The sequence below is a fragment of the Nocardia sp. X0981 genome (assembly GCF_977089955.1).
Genome location: NZ_OZ372435.1, coordinates 3,925,597 through 3,943,366, shown reverse-complemented (window position 1 = coordinate 3,943,366; position 17,770 = coordinate 3,925,597). Strand labels below are relative to the sequence as shown.

The following is a 17,770-nucleotide window of genomic DNA, read 5'->3' as shown; positions in this document are numbered from 1 at the left end:
GTTCCCGGTGCCCCGACCGGGTGCGCGTATCGCTACCGCACACAGCGGTCACGGCGTCACGATCGGGAAGCGGGAGTCCGGAGTATCCAGCAACCCGAGAAACCTCGGCAGCAGGCTCTCCTCGCCGGTGACGGATATTCCGTCGAAGCCCTTGCCGGCGAGGGCATTCACCAGCTGTTGCCCGGTCAGCGCCAACGTGACATCGGCGGGACCGGCGGCGGGGGCGTCCCGCGTCGGGGTGCGGTGAGTGAGCGCCCCACGAGAGAGGGTCAGCCGGTACACGCGATTCTCGTCGATCAGTTCCCAGTCCATGGTGAAATCGACCTCCGCGGCACGCGGGCCGTCGATCCGGACGGCGAGGGCATCGATGATCATGTCCGTGGTCAGAGCGGTCAGCATTTCCGGGCTCGCCGTTCGGAGCGCCGCCGCTCCCGGTCCCTGCCGGAGTTCCCGCGCACCCGTGAGATAGAAATTGCGCCAGGGGCCGTTCTCGGCGCCGTGACCGAGCCGTTCGTAGACCCGTGCCAGTTCCTCCCGCGCCTCCGTATGGTCCGGTTCGGCGAACACGGCGTGGCACAGGAGCGTCGCGGCGAACCGCGGATCGCCGCGACCGGCGTATTCGCGGGCTCTGGCCACGACGGCGTCGGTACCGCCGTAATCGGCGACATACCGCTGTGCCTGCGCGACCGGCGGATGCTCCCACAGGTGCGCGGGGTTCCCGTCGAACCAGCCCATGTACCGCTGATAGATCGCCTTCACGTTGTGACTCACCGACCCGTAGTAGCCCCGGCCGGCCCACAACCGGTCCAGTTCCGGTGGGAATTCGAAGCGTTCGGCTATCTCCGCCCCGGTGAGTCCCTGGTTGAGCAACCGCAGGGTCTGGTCGTGCAGGTAGGCGTACATATCCCGCTGCCCCGTCACCCAGGCCGTCCAGTTCTCGCGACCCCAGGTGGGCCAGTGGTGTGAGGCGAACGCGATATCGGCCTTGTCACCGAAGCGGGCGACGGCCTCGTCCAGGTAGCGGGCCCATACCCGGGCGTCCCGCACGAGCGCACCGCGCAGAGTCAGCACATTGTGCATGGTGTGCGTCGCGTTCTCGGCCAGGCACAGGGCCCGGTGCGCGGGGAACAGGAAGTTCATCTCGGCCGGCGCCTCGGTACCCGGGGTGAGCTGGAAAATCATCCGGACCCCGTCGATCTCCGCTTCCTGCCCGGTGTGGGTGATGTCGACGGTGGGCGGGATCAGCGTGACCGTACCGGTGGAGGTGGTCGTCCCGAGTCCGGTACCGATCTGGCCGGCCGGGTCTTTCGGCAGCAGCGCCCCGTACATATAGTCCGCCCGCCGGGTCATGGCATTTCCGGCATAGACGTTCTCGCTCACCGCGTGTTCGAGAAAGCCGGCGGGCGCCAGGATCGGCACGGACGGCCGCCCGTCCGGCAGCACACCGCGGGAACCGCCGAAATGGTCGGCGTGCGAATGGGAGTAGATCATCCCGGTGACCGGCCGGTCTCCGCGATGGCGCCGGTAGAGGGCCAGTGCGGCGGCCGCGGTCTCCACGCAGAGCAGCGGGTCGATCACCACGACACCGTCGCGGCCCTCGACCAGGGTCATATTCGATATATCCAGATTGCGCACCTGGTAGATACCGTCGGTGACCTCGAACAGCCCCTGCTCGTTACAGAGCTGTCCCTGCCGCCAGAGGCTCGGGTGCGCGGTGGGCGGACAGTCGCCGTCCAGGAACCGGTAGGCGCCGCCGTCCCAGACCGTCCTCCCGTCGGCGGCCCGCACCACGGGCGAATCGGGTGCCGCGACGAAGCCGCGCGTCGCGTTGCCGAAATCGGTGGTGTCGCCGAAGTCCAGCGGCATACTGCTCACCTCTCCACACGTCGGCCCGACCCCGGTCGGATTCGCGGTCTGCGGGCGCTATCGGTGTCCCACAGACAACCACCGTGAGCCCGGTAGCGGCGTCATCCGGCGCGGGTGAACCCGGCCGTCGGGTGGGCGCCCGCCCTTCGTGGATCCCGTTTCCCCCGCGACGGGTGAGGGCCGGTGCGGTGCCGGCGGCGCATACTGGCTACCGCCCCTGCTGGTGTCCGGAGGACCCCATGACCCACGACGCACCGAACGCACCGAAACCGCCGCTGCGCAGCCGCGTCAGCCTCAACCAGTGGCTCGCCCTCGTACTGACCGTGCTCGCGGTGGTGTTCATCGTCCAGAACCGGGATGAGGTGGGCATCAACTTCCTGCTGATCACGGTGCGGTCACCGATGTGGCTGATTCTGCTGATCATGTTCGCGGCGGGATTGCTCACCGGAGCGCTGCTCGGACGCCGGGCCGGTTCCCGAACCCGCCGCCGCTGATCCGCAGCAGCCCCGGCAACCGGCCCGGCTGTTCGGTATGGCCGGCCGCTGAGGGCGGGCTCGCTCACCCGCGGCGCCGACGTCCCGTCGCGCGGGTCCGGCCGCTGGCCGGCACGGGTACCGGCGCTGTGCCGATACCCGTGCCGAGTGAGAGGTCAGGTCTGGGGCCGCCAGGTGGTGACCGCCCAGATCACCACCACGTTGAGCGCGATGACCAGCGTCGACCACCACGGGTAGTACGGAAGCCACAGAAAATTCGCCAGAATGGACAGCGCCGCGATACAGACCGCCAGCACCCGCCCCCAGGTGGTGCCCGTCAGCAATCCCAGCGCGCTGATGATCAGCACCGCGCCGAGCACGATATGGATCCAGCCCCAGGCGCTGATGTCGAACTCGTAGATGTAGTCGACACCGACGACGAACAGTTCATCGTCGGCGACCGCGGAAATACCCTGCAGCAACGAGAGCACTCCGACGGTGAGCAGCAGAACCGCCGCGCCGATCGAGGTACCGGCGGCCAGGCCCTGCTTGATCGGGGTCCCGCCCGAGGTCGTCGCCCCGTGATGCGGTGTCGTTGACATCTCCACTCCTTCCGAGCGCAGGTGTGATGACTCTCGCGCTCGCGCGGTGGCCGCGCCTCACCCCTCGAGGGTGAACCCGGCCCGGGTACATCTGGTACGGCGTCCCGCCCGGCCTGGGCCCGCTCCCCGGCTCACCCGAGGCGGATGAAATCAGCGGATACGCCCAGGTAACAGGTTGGTTCAGGACCGGCTGGGGGCGCCCCCGGCTCGGGTAGGCTGCGGCCGAGTGCGTGCTCGTGCTTTTTCGGAAACCCTCTTCGGGAGGCACCGTGACCACTTCACCAACACTTGCTCCGGCAGGCCGGCCGCTACCCCGGGCCCGAACGCGATCATCCATCCCGATGTTTCCTTTCGAACCGGTGTCGCGCCCCCGATTACACGCGGTACTGGATACCGTCGTCGCCGGTGGTAACGGTGGGGTGCTGCTGGTCTGCGGAGCGGTGGGGATCGGCAAAACCGTCGCCGTCGCCGAATGGGTGTCCGCGCAGCTACCCCGCTCGCATCCGGGTGCCCGGACGGCATGGGTGACGGTGCGCGAGCAGACCTCGCTGTGGGCGGAACTGCGCGCCCGCCTGCAACTCTCCGGCGCCGGAGCGGGGCAACCCGCGGCCGGTGTCGGGGAGGCGGACGCGGTGGTCGCGGCGCTGGCCGAGGAAACCGAACCGACCGTCGTGATCATCGACGACGCGCATCTCGTCACCGACCCGCTCGCGCTGGCCGGGCTCGAATATTTTCTGCAGCACGCCCCACCGACGGTGACCACCGTGCTGTGTGCCCGCTTCGACCCCCCGATCCGGTGGCATCGGCTGGAACTGCACTCCCGGCTGACCCGGTGGGGTGCCCGGGATCTCGCCCTGACTCCGGAGGAAGCCGCCCGGCTGTGCGCAGGCCACGAATGCACACTCGATCAGCAGGCGCTGGCGACCCTGATGGCGCTCACCCAGGGGTGGGCCGCGCTGGTCCGGATCGCGGCCATCTACCTCGCCACCCATACCGAGAACCACTCCGATGCCCTCACCGCGCTCGCCCGGCCGCCACACGCGTTCGCCGACCTACTCGTAGGTGAACTCATCGACGTTCTCTCCCCCGCCCTGCGCCGGTTCCTGACCTGTACCAGCATCCCGGAGGAGTTCACCGAAGAACTCGCCGACGAGCTGGTCGGTGGTGGTGCGGCACATCATCTCTACGAACTCGATCGGATCAATTTCCCGATGACCACGCTGCCCCGCGGCGGCAAGGTGCGGTACAGCTATCACCCGATGCTGCGGGCGTATTTCCTGGCCGAGGCCAACCGGCTCGGCCCGGCTCTGTGCTCGGATCTGCGGTTGCGCACCGCCCGGCAACTGGTGTCGGCGGGTGAGCTCTCCTCCGCCCTCCCGCATCTGCTCACCGTCGGCGATCACCGCCCACTCGCGGATTTCCTCGCCGATCACGGACTGGCGCTGATCTTCGCCGGGCACGGCGAAACACTGTTCGACGGGCTCGCCACGGCCGCCCCGGCCACCCTGGCCGACCCTTTCCTGCGGCTGCTGCAGGCCACCGACGCCCTGCTGCGCGGTGATCGTACGACGGCCCAGGCGTACCGCGATTCCGCACGGCTGCTCGCCGACGACGACCCGCTCTCCATCGCGGGCCCCTACCGGCTCGAGGCGCTCACCGCCGCAGTCGACGCCGAACTGGCGGTGGCAACCGGTAGTGCCGCGTCCGCGCCGGTGTTCCCGGAACGGATGCCGCCCGCCGACCGACCGGACCTGGACGGTTACCTCGCCGTCACCACCGGGACCGCGCTGGCCCTGGGCGGGGATCTCGCCCGAGGCGAACAGCGTTTACGTATCGCGCTGACCCGTACCCGGTCCCGCTGCCACCCACGGCTGCGTCTGATCGCCGTGACCAGGCTCGCCGTCACCGCGGGGCTGGCCGGTTCGATCACCACCATGCGCCAGCGGGCCGAACGGGCCGCCGCCATCGCCCGCGACCACGATCTGCTGGACCTCCCGGAAACCGTGCACGCCACGGCGCTGGAGGCCTATGGCGCCTACCTCCAGGGCACCGATCCCCAGCCGGGCCAGATCCGGGTCCTGTGCGCCGAGCACATCCGGCACGACGGAACGCCCGGACCGGTCGCCGGGCAGTTACCGCATGTGGTGGGCAGCCTGCTCGACTGTCATCACTGCGCCGACCGCGGCGCCGCCGCCGACCGGTTGCGCCGCAGTATCGGCCGGCTGCTCGATCTCGATCCGCCACCGGCGTTGAGTGGTGGCCTGCTCGGTGCGGCGGTGTGGGCCCTGCTGGACGCGGGCGAAACCGCCACCGCGCAAGGAGTACTCGAACGTGGCCGCACGGTGCTGGGCCGCACCCCGGAGGTGATCCTGGCCGGAGCCGCGCTCATCGCGGCCGGCGGTAACCATCACGCGGTGATCACCCAGGTGGAGCCGCTGCTGGCGGGTTCGCCCGGGGTGCATCCCGTCGCGCGGCTCACCGCCTGGTTGCTCTCCGCGCGCGCCCACCATCAGCTGGGCAACGAGGCGAAGGCCCGCGAGGCGGTGGACAACGGCCTGTGCATCGCGGCCACCCACCGGATCGCCCGCCCCTTCTTCGATGTTCCCGGCGTCATCGAGCTGCTCGACTACTACGCCGGCTGTTTCGGCCATCGCAGTGCCTTCGCCGACAGCGTCCGCTCCGGGCACCGGGCCCGCCGGCGAGCCGATCATCCCGCCCTCACCGCCACCGAGTTGACGATTCTGCGCCAGTTGCCCTCGGGCCGGACCACCCAGCACATCGCCGATGATCTCGGAATCTCCATCAATACGGTGAAAACGCATCTGCGGGGAATCTACGCCAAACTCGGTACCGGTTCCCGCATGGAGACCCTGCAGGAAGCCCGCCGCACCGGGCTGCTCTGAGCCACGGCTTTCACCCGGCACGGACGATGTAGACGGGCAGCGCGGTGCGGCACACTCGGTCCGATACGACGGCCGACCGTCACCACCGGTCCGGGACGAAGCAGGAGACGGCGATGCGATATCAGTTCACCATCGACGGCGAACTCTCCGAACGCGCGCTCGCCGCCTTTCCCGAACTCGCCGGCGACCGGGACAGCGGCACCACGGTGCTGTCGGGCCCGGTGCCGGATTCCACCGGTATCCGTGGTGTCCTGGCCCGCATCGACAATCTGGGCCTCACCGTGCTGGAGCTGCGCCGGCTGCCGGACTGAGCACGGCGGCCGGGCGCCCCGATCAGTACGGATTCGCCCGGTCCGTCCAGCGCGCGGCGAGCCGGCCGGCGGAGCCGCGCGGGAACGAGATCCGGTCCGGGTCGCCGTCGGAGGTGTAGCGCAGGCCGGGGTCGGCGGCGAGCACGTCCAGCCAGTACGCCGAATCGAACGGCACCGCGCCGGGCCCGGACCTGATCCGCGGTACCGCCGCGGGATCGACCGCCGTGAAGGGCGACGGTGCCGGATCTGCCCCCACCAGCATGACCGCATCGAAGCGGTAATCCGTACCACCCCACGAACCGGCGACGGCGAGAGCCGGATCAGCCGGCGCGACCCCCAGCGGGAGCGCCATCGTGCGGACCACCGTTCCCGGAGCGGCGACGCTGATCGCCCGCACATTGTCGGCGAACTCCCGCTGCACCCCCGCGGCGTCCAGCCCCGACAGATCGGGATGGTTCGCGGTGTGCGCGCCGATCTCGTAGCCGTGTTCGGCCAGCCACCGCAGCGCGTGCGGATCACCACCGAACGGATCGTTGGTGACGTAGAACGTCGCCCGAGCCGGGAAATCCGGATGTTCGGCCGCGAAATCCTCCAGAATGCCCACCGCGCAGTCCGCGGCGGGCCGTCCGTCCGCGGTGAACCGCAATTGGCTGCCGGTGGAATCGTCGAAGGTGAGCACCACCGGATGCGTACCCGCCGGGATATCCACCGTGCCCGCGATGTACTGGGCGACGGTGACCGGGCGGTAGCCCTCGCGGTACAACCGTTCCAGTTCCGCGCGGAATTCCGCGGGTGTCTGGTCGTATTCACCCGCCGGTGATTCGGACAACTGGTGGTACATGAGGATCGGGACCCGGCCGAGTTCGTCGGCGCCGACAGCGGCCGGGTCCGGCGGTGCCGGAGCACTTTCCGGAGCCGCCGCCGGAGCCGGCGCGGGAGGTGTCGCGGCGGGTTCGCGCGGATGCCCGCAGGCCACGGCCGACCCGGCCACCAGTAGCGCCACCACCAGCCGCACAGCAGATTCCGCGTACCGCACCATCGCCCGGATATTACGTGCGGACAACGATTTACGGTTCGTCTCCGCGAAATGGGTTCGCGCGGACACAGGCTGGCAATAGTGACCGGGACGGTGCTCGTGGAAGTTGGTGTGTTGTGCTCGTGCGGTTGCGGCCCGCCGATCGGAAACGGTCGGTGGCCATGGTTTTCGGTGTTCTCGTAGCGGTTCTGCTGGTATCGGCCGGTCTCGGCGCCGGACGTTCCCCGGCATCGGCCCTCCCGTTGGCGGGTCTGCCGCCGGGCCCCGTCGGCGCGGCGGCGCTGAACGATCTGGAACTACGGGTGGACGCCACCGGTCACGATCCGCACCGCCTGCGGCTCACCCTGGACGGATCACCGGTGCGGGGCCGGATCGACGGCAACACGGTGGTGTACCGCCCGGACGGGCTCGCCGACGGCGAGCACACCTTCACCGCCGAGATTCCGCCCGGCGGGCCGGCCGGATGGTTGCGCGACGGCCCGGGTGCCACGGCGACGTTCACGGTGGACACCGCGGCCCCGGAACTGGAGCTGCCCCGGACCGAGACCGTCCGGTCCTATCGCGATCCGGTCACCGTGCGGGGCCGGGCGCCCGGCGCCGAGCGGGTCACCATCGGTACGCATGCGGTGCTCCCCGGCCCCGGCGGCGCTTTCGAAGCCGTCCTACCGCGGTATCCGTCCGGAGCCGAGGTGGTCGCGATCGACGCCGCCGGGAACGAGACCACCCGCAAGCTCCCCACGGGGATCGATCTGCCCCGGATGCGCGCCGTACACGTCACCGCGCATGCCTGGTCGCACGAGGGATTGCGCGAATCGGTGCTGGATCTCGCCCGCGAGCGCCGGATCGACACCGTACAGCTGGACATCAAGGACGAGGACGGCGTCGTCGGCTACGATTCGCGGGTTCCGCTGGCCCGCTCCACCGGCGCGGCCACCCCGATCTACGACGCGCGCGCCGCGCTGCGGCAGTTGCACGAGATGGGTGTGCAGGTGGTGGGCCGGATCGTGGCGTTCCGCGATCCCACGCTGGCGGCCTGGGCCTGGCACAACGGCCGCCTCGACTGGGTGGTACAGAATCCCTCCGGGCAACCGTATTCCAGTCACTACGGCGCCATCGCCTTCACCAATTTCGCCCACCCCGAGGTGCGCGCCTACAATATCGCGCTCGCGGTCGAGGCCGCGGAACTGGGCTTCGACGGGGTCATGTACGACTATGTCCGGCGTCCCGACGGCAGCCTGAGCAGTATGCGGTTCCCCGGACTCACCGGAGCGGCCACCACGGCGGTCGCCGATTTCCTGCGGCAGAGCCGGGAACCGGTGCACGCCGCCGGCGCCCATCAGAGCGCGGCCGTCTACGGTATCGCCGCCACCCGGCCCGATCAGATCGCTCAGGACATCGGGCTCATCGCCCGTCAGGTGGATTTCGTGGCGCCGATGATCTACCCCTCGCACTGGAACACCGGCGAGTACGGTGTCGCGGATCCGAACTCCCAGCCGTTCGATATCGTCGCCGCCGCCCTCCGGGACTTCCTGACCGTGACGGAGGGCACGGGAGCCGGGGTGATTCCCTGGCTGCAGGATTTCAGCCTGGGTGTCTCCTACGGCGATGCCCAGGTCAGAGCCCAGATCGAGGCCACCTACGGAGCGGGGATCGACAGTTTCTTCCTGTGGAGTCCCAGTGTGGAGTACCACGGCGGAGCACTGGACCCGCAGTGATCGCGTAACGCCACGCCCCCGCCCCGCGACGTCTCCGGTGACGTCATGGCCCGTCGGGGGGCCTGTCCGTCCATTTTGTCACTTGTGGAATGGAGCACGGGACATGGTCTTCCGTAGTAGCTGGTTCGTGCGGTGTCGCGGTTATCTCGCGCAGCACCGCGTCGCCTCGGCCGTCGCCGCCCCGGCGACGCTGGGCGTGGTGGCCGTGGTGGCGGCGTCGCTGTCGATGACGACCGCATCGCAACCGGTGGACACGCGGCTGAAGGTCTCGGTCACCGAATGCCACGATATGGTCACCATCTCGGTGGCCGGGCGGGGGGACACCCCGGCCGAGGACACCACGAAACTGCTGGTCGGCGCCGATGGGAAACCGTTACCGGCGGCCCTGTCCGGGGATCACAGCAGCGAGTGGGTCGACCCGGTGGTCAATGCCCCGGCCGATGATGTGGACCCGGGCTCCTACGCCGCCGTGTACATCGCCTACCCGGCGAATATGGCCACCTACGAGGACGCCGTGACCAGTGGTGTCGCCAACACCCAGCAGGTGATGCGGGAGATCACGCAGGCCTGCCCCGATACCCGGTTCGCGATCGTCGGCTACAGCGAGGGCGCCGATGTGGTGCGCCGGGTCGCCATGGAGATCGGGCATCAGGAACAGCAGGACGGCGGCTACGCGATCGTCGACCCGGGCAAGGTCACCGGTGTGGTCATCCTGGCGGATGCCGGGCGTTCCGCGGGTGACGGGCCCTTCCCCGGGGCGGAGAACCCGAACGGCAACCCGGACGGGTTCGATCAGCTGTACCAGAACGGTGGCGCTCCGGTGCCGGGTCAGGGTGCGCTGCCGGGGACCAGCGGCGATTTCGGGGCGTTGGACGGCAAGATCGCCTCGTTCTGCTCCGACGGCGATCTCACTTGCGCGGCCCCGGACAATATCGCCCTGTTGCAGCTGGTGGTCAATGTGGCGCGGCAGGTGAACGTGGACGCCCTCGAGCGTGAGGGGCTCACTCCCGCGACCGGACAGGATGTCGCGGTCGCGCTGAGCCGGGTCACACTGCTGGCGCTGGCCGATATCGAGTCGCAGCCGAACTGGATGGCCAGGGACGAAACATTCCTCGAGGTGCTGCTGCGGGTATCGGATCCGGCGTACGTGCCGGGCTCGAACACTCCGGCCCCGGCGCCCGCGGACGCCATCTCGACCGACGAGATATCGCCGCTGGCCTACCTGCCGCAGAAGGTGCTGAACGAGGTCGTGGGGTTGATCGTCACGAACCAGAACACCATTCCGGTGATCCTGTCCGACCCGTACAACCTCACCCTCGGCCCGAATGCCTCCGGTCATCATTTCGACTACTGGCGTGATGCCGATCCGGCGAACGGCAAACCGCTGACTTCGGCCGAGTACGCCGCGGCCTGGCTCACTCATCTCGCGAAACAGGCGCAGGCGGGCGAACCGCTGGACACCACCGCGACACCGACCGCGGAAGATCTCGACGAGGCCTACCGCGCGGCGGCCGCCACCTCGGCGGAGCCGGCAACCGGGACCGCGGAGCCGGCAACCGAGACCGCGGAGCCGACAACCGGGGCCGCGACTTCGACGACGACAGCGCCCACGACGAGCGACACCGCCCCGACGACCACCACCACGGCACCGGAGCATTCCACGACCTCGGCCGCCCCGAGCGCCCCGGAAACGACCACGGCACCGTCCACCACGGCCCCTGCGACGACGGCACCGGAGGTCACGGCTCCTGCCGCGGAGCCGGGACCGGTGAGCACCACGGCGCCGGAGACGACGACCCCGCCGGTCTCCCCCACCGCTACGGCAACTGTTCCCGGTACCTCGAGCGCCACCCCGACGACCACACCCCGGGTCACCGACCCGCTCGAGCACACCGCGGGCTGACCGGGACCGGTGGGGAGCGACCGGCCACCCCGCACCGGGGCAGCGCATGAGCACCGCGCTGCCGCGGGCGGGGTGTGAGTTGGTCAGCGGGCGGCCTGCTGTGTGGCCTCACCGGCCTTGCGCGTGAGCGCGGGCTTCAGCCGAGCACGAGCAGTGCTACCGCGAGCATCGCGATGATCAGCCCGGCAGTTCTCACCCGGGTGAGCTTCTCACCCAGCACCACCAGTCCGAGGACGACCGGGATGATCGGATACAGCGAGGACAGCACCACCGCGATCACCACCAGTTGTTCTCGGCCGGCAAGTAGGTAGCAGATCAGGGCTATCGCTGCAGCGGCGCCGGTCGCCAGCGACCACGCCAGGATGCCGGAGCGTGGCCGCTCGCGGGTACCGCTCAGCAGCGGCAGCAGGGCCAGAATCGCCGCCAGGCGTCCAGCGACCACCGGCCATAGCCCCGCGACCGGATCGCTCTGCGCCAGCGCAAGATACTGCACCGCGATGCCGACCCCCGCAACCAGCGCGTCACCGGTACCCGCCGACGGGCCGTCGGCGTCACCGCCACCGTGGGAGACCAGCCACAGAGCTGGAATCGCCACGGCCACCCCGGCCCAGGACAGCGCCGCCGGGCGTTCGCCGAGCCACAGCACCCCGGCCAGGACCGGTAACGCCACACCGGTGACGGCGCTGACCGGTACGACGATGCTCATGGCGCCCCGGCTGAGGCCACGGAAAAGGAACAGCATGCCCATGCCGGTGCCCAGGCCCGAGAGCACGCCCCAGAGCATACTGTCGCCATCCCACCGGCCGGAGAACAGCGGTGCCGCGGCCAGGGCCACGGCCAGTCCGCCGAGCTGGCCGAGGACGGCGACCACACGGAGATCGATTCGTCGCGCGAGCAGCCCGCCGGCGAAATCGGAGACACCGTAGGCGGCCGCGGAGGCAAGGGCCAGCGCCGCGCCCGCCGTCATCCGGCCCGGTCCCGTTCGGCCCGGCCCACCGGGCACGGTGCACCGGTCGTGCACGATCGCCGATCGCAGAGCCGGCACAGCAGATCGGCGCTGCCGATATCGGCATACAGACCGGTCAGCAGCTTGTCCAGCAGTAATGCCAGAGTCTGCCGTTCGGAAGTGTCGAGTGGGTCGAGAACATGACTCAACCCGCCGCCGCGGGCGACCAGGATATCCGCCGCAGCGCGTTGTCCGAGTTCGGTGAGGCGGATGGCGATTTCACGGCCCTGCCCGGTGCGACGTTCCACGAGCCCCCGGCGTAGCAGGGTATCGATCATGCGCGCTGCCGCCGACTGACTCGACCCGATCCGGCGACCCAACTCCGTGCCACTGAGCCCGGGCGATCCCGCCAGGACAACCAAGGCCGCAGCGGCACTGGTTCCGATGCCGGTGTCCTCGGCCACTCGCCCGAGCATCACGTCGGTGACCGCCAAGGCTGTCGCGCCGAGCAGATTCACCGTCCTAATATCATGCATGACTCATGCATAGCATGGCCCGGAGCCCGAGGGCACCTGAGGTGCCGCCGGCGATAGCGTGCGTTTCGCCGAACTGAAGGCCATGGCGGCGGGACAGCGCGGCTGATGCGGGAACTACAACTGATCCGCGCCCACCACCTCGAATGGCGCGAACGCCCGGATCCGGCCCTGGCCGAACCACGGGACGCGATCATGCGCCCGTTCGTGGCCGGCCGCTGCGACGGCGACACCCTGCCCATCCACCGTCACGTCTCGCGTGCCATGCAGCTCGGCATCCGCGCGGGGCTCATCGATCCCGTCGTCGCCGGTATTTGCGGAGAGGTTCCGTTCCGGGGGCCGTTCGGTATCGGCCACGAAGGCGTCGCCGAGGTTGCTGGATCCACCTTGCTCGGCCTGCCCCGCTCCATTTTGGCTCCGATGCGTCGAACCCCCGTTCGTTGAAATCGTGGGTCACCTGCCGCACATACGCTTCCGAGGCCTGCATCAATCGCCATATCGCCGGGACCGGCCGATGCTGCGCCGAGGCCATCACCACGATCGCGCGACGAGTCCGGATCGGCTGCTTACTGGTCTCGGTGAGCTTCTGTAGGCGGCGTCCCTCGTCCGGGGTCACGGGCAGCCGGGTGCTGCTGTTCGGTTCTCGTCGCGGGTGTGGGGTAGATGGGTGCCGAAGAAGGTGCTGAGTGTGTGGTGTTGAACGGTGAGGCTGTAGGCAGGATCGACGGCGCCGACGAACGCTGCTGCGGCGCCGCCCAGTTGGGGGAGCAACATTTGGTGGTCGGTGTAGCTGAAGTGTTCGCCGTCGGCCAGGTGGACTCGGCAGAGCAGGCCGCGGTGGTGGTGGCGGAATTGTTGCCAGGAAGCGTCGGTGTCGAGACTGTGGTCGCCGGCGCTCATCAGCAGGAACGGCCGGTCCAGGCCTTCGTCGGCGGCTCGGCCGAAGTCGCGGGCGGATTGGGAGTAGGCCATGCTGCCGTCGAGGTCGGCGCCCGCGCTGATGCGCTGGTCGACGACCATGGTCTCGGCGGTGGTGAATCCGCCACCGGAGTGACCGAACATGCCGACCCTGGAGAGATCGAGCGCTGTGTTCAGCCCGGCCGGTAGGGCCCGTCCGTCGGCGTCGCGGTGCGCGCCGGCCGCCAGCCGTTCCAGCTGGTCCAGGACGAACCGGGTGTCCGCGATACGGGTGGCGATCAGGCGTTTGGAGACATCGATGGTCGGTGCCGGCAGGGCTTTGCGCGCGACGCGGCCGCCGGGGAATTCGACGGCTTCGGCTTCGTGGGTGTGGTCGATCGCCACGACGATATAGCCGTCGCTGGCCAACTGTTCCATCTGTGTAGTGCCATGGGAACGCGACAGGGTCGCCCCCGGCGAGTACAGCAGGACCGGCCAGCTCCCCTCGGCCACGGGTGGGCCCAGGCCGGAATGGGTGGGGAAGCTGTAGTCGAGCAGGTTCGGCTCGACGCCGAGTTTGCCCGCATCGCCGGCGGCTACGGCCGCGGCGACCCCGGCGGTCATGTACGGGGCTTTCGGCGCGGTGTTCGGTCGCGCCGGATAGCGCACGGTGATCATCAACTCCCGTGCACTCTCGGGTACCCACGGATCGTTCCGGCTCGGGTCGATCAGATGCAGTTCGGCGCTACCGACCGGATACGGTCCGGTCGGTGCGGGCAGGCCGAAACGAACCGGCTCCGCGGACGCGGCGGCAGGTACACCGGCCAGCACCAGGGCGATCACGAGCGCGCCGACCCGGCGCAGCAGGGAAGTAGCGGTCACACACGAGAACATAGAACCGCAAGCGCTGCGGACACATCGGGGCGATCACCTGGACCGACCCCGAGATCCGGACCCCGGCCCGCGGCGCCGATGGGTGGTTTTCCGCATCTGTCACCGGAAACCGGAGGGTGGCGAGACATTGCCAAAATAGGTTTGTCATGCAAACCCGACGGCACGGCCCATAGCTCAGGCGACGATTCCTCCGATACGGCTCAGCGACGGGGCCGCGGAGCTCCGAACTCTGATCCGTCTCGTAACCAGGTTTCGAGACGATGGTGCACTCAACGCTGCGAATCACATAGGGCTGGCCGCTGTCCTCGTCCGCTGAATGCCGGAAGCTGATCGGTGGCAGCCTGTTATGTATGGCAGAAATGAGCGGCGGAGCGTTCCGGCTGCTGGGCTGTTGGGGGCTCCGACGACGCTGGTGCCTCGCTGTCGCGACCTCGCAGCCCGGCGAGGGGCTCGTGGATCACTGCCCGACGATCGCATTTTGAGGGATGTGCGCGGGCTCTCCGATTCCGGAGCCCACGTTTCGGTCGTACGCAGCGCGTATGTCGGCCGTCACACGCGCCCGCTCGCCGATGGTGGTGGTGAGAAAGGTGAGAAAAGGCGGGAAAACTGCCAGCCTGTGGAGGTGAGCGCTTACATCGAGTCCGGGCCGTACTGCTATTCGAGTGCGTTGAGCACCGCGATGGGAGGCGCGTGGTCTCCATCGTTCCTCGAAGTGCTCACCGGCTCGGCGTTCGGCTTCCAGATCATCGGCGGTGTCCCCTACTTCGATCCCGCCGGCTGGGATCCTGATCGTGGCGTCGACCAGGCGCTGGCCCTGCTGGGCTGGGAGAGCGAGCGACTCGTCTTCGACAACGATGTGTCCGCCTATGCGGAGTTGATGCGACTGACCGCGACATCGCCGGTGTTCGTAGGACCGTTGGAGATGGGCTTGCTTCTGCATCAGCCCGGATCCGACCGCCCGTTCGGCGCGGATCACTTCGTCACCGTGCTCGCCGCGGATGCGGATGGGGTCCTGATGCATGATCCGCAGGGGTTCCCGTACGCCTGGCTGCCCCGAGAAGCTTTCCTCGCTGCTTGGGCCGGCCCGATCGAGTACTGCCTCGGCCGCTTCCCGCTACGGACGGGTTTCGACAAAGTGGCTGATCGCTCCGCCGCCGAGGTGGTTCACGACCTGCTCCCACTGGCTGCCGCGTGGGCTCGAGACCTCGAGAACAGCGTGGCTCTGCGCGATCTCGCACAGCGGGCACGTGCAGGCCTCGACCGCGAGACCGCGACGATCCTCGGCGATTTCTCGCTCAGAGTCGGAGCCCGGCGACGGCTCGACGCCGCCCAAGAGCTGAGTGACCCCACCATCTCCGGGCTGCTGGACGAGCAGGCGCGCGCTCTGGGCAAGGCGCAGTTCGCGGTCGTGGCTGGAGAACGTCGACTGCTCGGTGACCTTCTCGAGCGAACGGCCGATCTCCACGACGAGCTCGCCGAGGCCCTCCGGGCGTAGATGGCGCTGAACGCGAGGATGCGGACCGGGACACCAGTTCACTCGAACCGGTGTCCGATCGCCATCCGGCGGCCACCTGCGGCGTGGGCCGCTCTCTCGCACAGCCGGAACGAATTCCGTTCAACCGGATTTCGCGTCGAGGAAATCGGCGTACCGGCGTTCGAGTGCGGCGATCGCCTCGGGTTCCGGAATTCCGCCGGAGCCGGAGTCCAGCGAATCCGCCAGGGCGTCGAGGCATACGTGGTATCCGGCGGCGGTCCCCGGAAAACCACGAGGGCCGGGCATACCGAACCAGACGGTGCACAGCAGCCGGGTGCCCGGCCCGTCGGGCAGCAATTCGAAACGCAACTGTTCGTCGTCCCAGAGGAATTCGAATACCCGCGGCGGCTCCCAGGTCAGTATCCGGCCCGGCAGCACCGCATCATCGGGATCGATACCCACTTCCGCGAGCTCCGCCCCGGCCTGTTCGATCGATTCCGGCCAGAACCGGAGCCGGACCTCGGCCCCGGCCCGGCGCTCACCGAGGATATCCGCCGGAAACCAGTGCCGTAGATGTTCGGATTCGGTGAGCGCCCGCCACACTGTGGCGGGCGGGTGCGCCAGGGCGCGTTCGTAGCGGGTACCCACCCGTTCGCCGTCGTGCAGGACCTCGCCGAGACGCTCGGTCATTTCCGTCATATCACTCCTCGGGTTCGTCGGGCATAGTGTCGAGATAGCGTTCGAATGCGTCGAGCCGGTCCGCCCATATCTCGCGGAACGGGGCCAGCCATGCGTCGATCTCCCGGAGCCGGGCCGGCGCCAGGCCGTAGTGCCGGCGCGGGCCGTCCACCCGCACCCGCACCAGTTCCGCCGCGTCGAGCATCTTCAAATGTTTCGACACATTGGGCTGCGCGGTATCGAGCGCGGCCACCAGATCACCGACGGTTCGCTCACCGTCCCGCAGGAGATCGAGAATCCGTCGCCGAGTGGGATCGGCGAGAACCTCGAATACATCGCGTGCCACACTCGAAGTATTCCTATTAAGGAATATTCCTGTCAAGGCATATTTTGACTTCCGCGGCCGCTCGGCCTCCCGCGCCGACGGCGGGCGGCCCGTGCCACCCCTGCTACGGCCGGCTGCCGGAACCCGCAGTTCGCGCACTACATCGCAGGCGCCGCACCGGCGTTCACGCCCCGCCCCCCGAAGCGGCCTCGGTGACGGTGCGGCACACCCACTCCAAGAAAACAGCGACCTCATCGGCGGGAAGCGCAAGAGCCGCCGAGCGCGGACCGGCGAAACTGCGTATCGCCTGCTCGACGAGCACGGCGAACTCCGGTGCGGATTCCGCGACCACCCGGCCCGCCTCCCGTTTCGGCATCCACCGGCCGGTACTGCTGAACAGCACGGCCCGGCACCCGTTGAGCACCCGGTTGTCCGGGAGATGCCCGGCCCCGGTGGCGTGCTCGCGGACCGAGGCGGATACCGCGGCGAGTGTCCCGGTACGCGACGGCGGCGCGAGTACGGCACGTACCGGCGGCCCGGCCAGTGACACTCCGCTCTGATGGGCGATCGCGCGATCGATGACGTACCAGAACCCCGGCGAATCACGCGGATCGAAGTCCGCCACGGCGGGCAGCAGCGGTCCGGTGTTCAGGTTGAGCAGATACCCCGCCCCGGACGAACCGGAAGCGGCGAAATCCGCGTCGTAGACGACGAGCTCCAACCCCGCGGCAGGACAGGGCAATTCGGTGTGATCGAGCACCGCGGCCAGCTCCCGGTGCGTCCGCGCGGCCGCGGCCGGGTCCACGACCACCATGACGTCGATATCGCTGCGCCCGTGCCGGTAGTCGGCCAGTGCGAGCGAACCCACGGCGAGAACACCGATCAGGTGCGGACCGTAGGCGATCCGGATCCGGCGAACCAGCTCCGTCAGATACGGCCGCACCTCCACGGGCAGCGAATCCACGCCGGCGGTCGTCACCCACTGCCTCCGATATCCGCGGTACCGCCGCGTTGTCGCCGAGTACAGCCGAAGCGGGACATTCCTCCAGGCTAACCGCTCACGAGTGAGCCCACGGGCCGGAACGAGCCGCCGCGACGGGGCCGGACGGCAGAGGAACAGCGCAACGAGCGGGACGGCGCTATCCACGGCTGGTTAAGGTTGAGCGATCAACCGCCGGATCGGGATGCCGCGATCCGCCGGCCGCCCTCCACAA

General features: G+C 69.1%; 16 protein-coding genes. 7 read left to right on the top strand and 9 right to left on the bottom strand.

Annotated elements, in window-relative coordinates:
- Positions 1 to 48: 48 nt before the first annotated feature.
- Positions 49 to 1,866 (bottom strand): alkyl/aryl-sulfatase, encoded by a 1,818-nt coding sequence (locus ACYR7D_RS17715; protein ID WP_459545687.1) that lies wholly within the window; start codon positions 1,864 to 1,866, stop codon positions 49 to 51.
- A gap of 239 nt (positions 1,867 to 2,105) precedes the next feature.
- Between ACYR7D_RS17715 and ACYR7D_RS17710 the strand changes: the two genes are divergently transcribed.
- Complete coding sequence (locus ACYR7D_RS17710; RefSeq protein WP_459545686.1) at positions 2,106 to 2,360, top strand: lipopolysaccharide assembly protein LapA domain-containing protein; 255 nt, start codon at positions 2,106 to 2,108, stop codon at positions 2,358 to 2,360.
- Positions 2,361 to 2,515: 155 nt separating this feature from the next.
- Here ACYR7D_RS17710 and ACYR7D_RS17705 read toward each other — a convergent pair whose 3' ends face one another.
- Complete coding sequence (locus tag ACYR7D_RS17705) at positions 2,516 to 2,941, bottom strand: DUF7144 family membrane protein (protein ID WP_459545685.1); 426 nt, start codon at positions 2,939 to 2,941, stop codon at positions 2,516 to 2,518.
- A gap of 341 nt (positions 2,942 to 3,282) precedes the next feature.
- Between ACYR7D_RS17705 and ACYR7D_RS17700 the strand changes: the two genes are divergently transcribed.
- Together ACYR7D_RS17700 and ACYR7D_RS17695 are read left to right on the top strand one after the other, a co-directional pair.
- Entirely contained in the window at positions 3,283 to 5,844 is a 2,562-nt protein-coding gene (locus ACYR7D_RS17700; protein WP_459545684.1) for a LuxR C-terminal-related transcriptional regulator, read from the top strand.
- Positions 5,845 to 5,957: 113 nt separating this feature from the next.
- Entirely contained in the window at positions 5,958 to 6,155 is a 198-nt protein-coding gene (locus ACYR7D_RS17695) for a hypothetical protein (RefSeq protein WP_459545683.1), read from the top strand.
- A gap of 22 nt (positions 6,156 to 6,177) precedes the next feature.
- On the opposite strand, the gene ACYR7D_RS17690 is transcribed toward ACYR7D_RS17695, so the two are convergent.
- Positions 6,178 to 7,260 (bottom strand): polysaccharide deacetylase family protein, encoded by a 1,083-nt coding sequence (locus ACYR7D_RS17690; RefSeq protein ID WP_459545682.1) that lies wholly within the window; start codon positions 7,258 to 7,260, stop codon positions 6,178 to 6,180.
- Between the two features lie 92 nt (positions 7,261 to 7,352).
- Here ACYR7D_RS17690 and ACYR7D_RS17685 point away from each other — a divergent pair, with 92 nt between their 5' ends.
- On the top strand, positions 7,353 to 8,906 hold the full coding sequence (locus tag ACYR7D_RS17685) for a putative glycoside hydrolase (protein WP_459550202.1): 1,554 nt from the start codon (positions 7,353 to 7,355) through the stop codon (positions 8,904 to 8,906).
- A 103-nt stretch (positions 8,907 to 9,009) separates the two neighbouring features.
- Positions 9,010 to 10,809 carry a cutinase family protein gene (locus ACYR7D_RS17680; RefSeq protein WP_459545681.1) on the top strand — a complete coding sequence of 600 codons (1,800 nt, stop codon included), beginning with the start codon at positions 9,010 to 9,012 and terminating at the stop codon, positions 10,807 to 10,809.
- Positions 10,810 to 10,945: 136 nt separating this feature from the next.
- Here the strand turns inward: ACYR7D_RS17680 and ACYR7D_RS17675 are convergent, their stop codons facing one another.
- Positions 10,946 to 11,776: an EamA family transporter gene (locus ACYR7D_RS17675; protein WP_459545680.1), complete on the bottom strand. Its 831-nt coding sequence runs from the start codon at positions 11,774 to 11,776 to the stop codon at positions 10,946 to 10,948.
- Positions 11,773 to 12,291 (bottom strand): MarR family transcriptional regulator, encoded by a 519-nt coding sequence (locus ACYR7D_RS17670; protein ID WP_459545679.1) that lies wholly within the window; start codon positions 12,289 to 12,291, stop codon positions 11,773 to 11,775. Before ACYR7D_RS17670 ends, ACYR7D_RS17675 begins: the two co-directional genes overlap by 4 nt.
- A gap of 105 nt (positions 12,292 to 12,396) precedes the next feature.
- On the opposite strand from ACYR7D_RS17670, the gene ACYR7D_RS17665 reads away from it, so the two are divergent.
- A complete protein-coding gene (locus ACYR7D_RS17665; protein ID WP_459545678.1) occupies positions 12,397 to 12,732 on the top strand; it encodes a hypothetical protein in 336 nt (111 codons plus the stop codon).
- Between the two features lie 168 nt (positions 12,733 to 12,900).
- On the opposite strand, the gene ACYR7D_RS17660 is transcribed toward ACYR7D_RS17665, so the two are convergent.
- Positions 12,901 to 14,067 (bottom strand): alpha/beta hydrolase family protein, encoded by a 1,167-nt coding sequence (locus ACYR7D_RS17660; RefSeq protein ID WP_459545677.1) that lies wholly within the window; start codon positions 14,065 to 14,067, stop codon positions 12,901 to 12,903.
- 634 nt (positions 14,068 to 14,701) lie between these two features.
- Between ACYR7D_RS17660 and ACYR7D_RS17655 the strand changes: the two genes are divergently transcribed.
- Positions 14,702 to 15,574 (top strand): hypothetical protein, encoded by an 873-nt coding sequence (locus tag ACYR7D_RS17655; RefSeq protein ID WP_459545676.1) that lies wholly within the window; start codon positions 14,702 to 14,704, stop codon positions 15,572 to 15,574.
- A gap of 120 nt (positions 15,575 to 15,694) precedes the next feature.
- On the opposite strand, the gene ACYR7D_RS17650 is transcribed toward ACYR7D_RS17655, so the two are convergent.
- The 3 genes from ACYR7D_RS17650 to ACYR7D_RS17640 form a co-directional block, all read right to left on the bottom strand.
- On the bottom strand, positions 15,695 to 16,252 hold the full coding sequence (locus tag ACYR7D_RS17650) for an SRPBCC domain-containing protein (protein WP_459545675.1): 558 nt from the start codon (positions 16,250 to 16,252) through the stop codon (positions 15,695 to 15,697).
- A 1-nt stretch (position 16,253) separates the two neighbouring features.
- Complete coding sequence (locus ACYR7D_RS17645; RefSeq protein ID WP_459545674.1) at positions 16,254 to 16,577, bottom strand: ArsR/SmtB family transcription factor; 324 nt, start codon at positions 16,575 to 16,577, stop codon at positions 16,254 to 16,256.
- 163 nt (positions 16,578 to 16,740) lie between these two features.
- Positions 16,741 to 17,535, bottom strand: coding sequence for an aminoglycoside adenylyltransferase domain-containing protein (locus ACYR7D_RS17640; RefSeq protein ID WP_459545673.1), 795 nt, complete (start codon positions 17,533 to 17,535; stop codon positions 16,741 to 16,743).
- Positions 17,536 to 17,770: the final 235 nt, after the last annotated feature.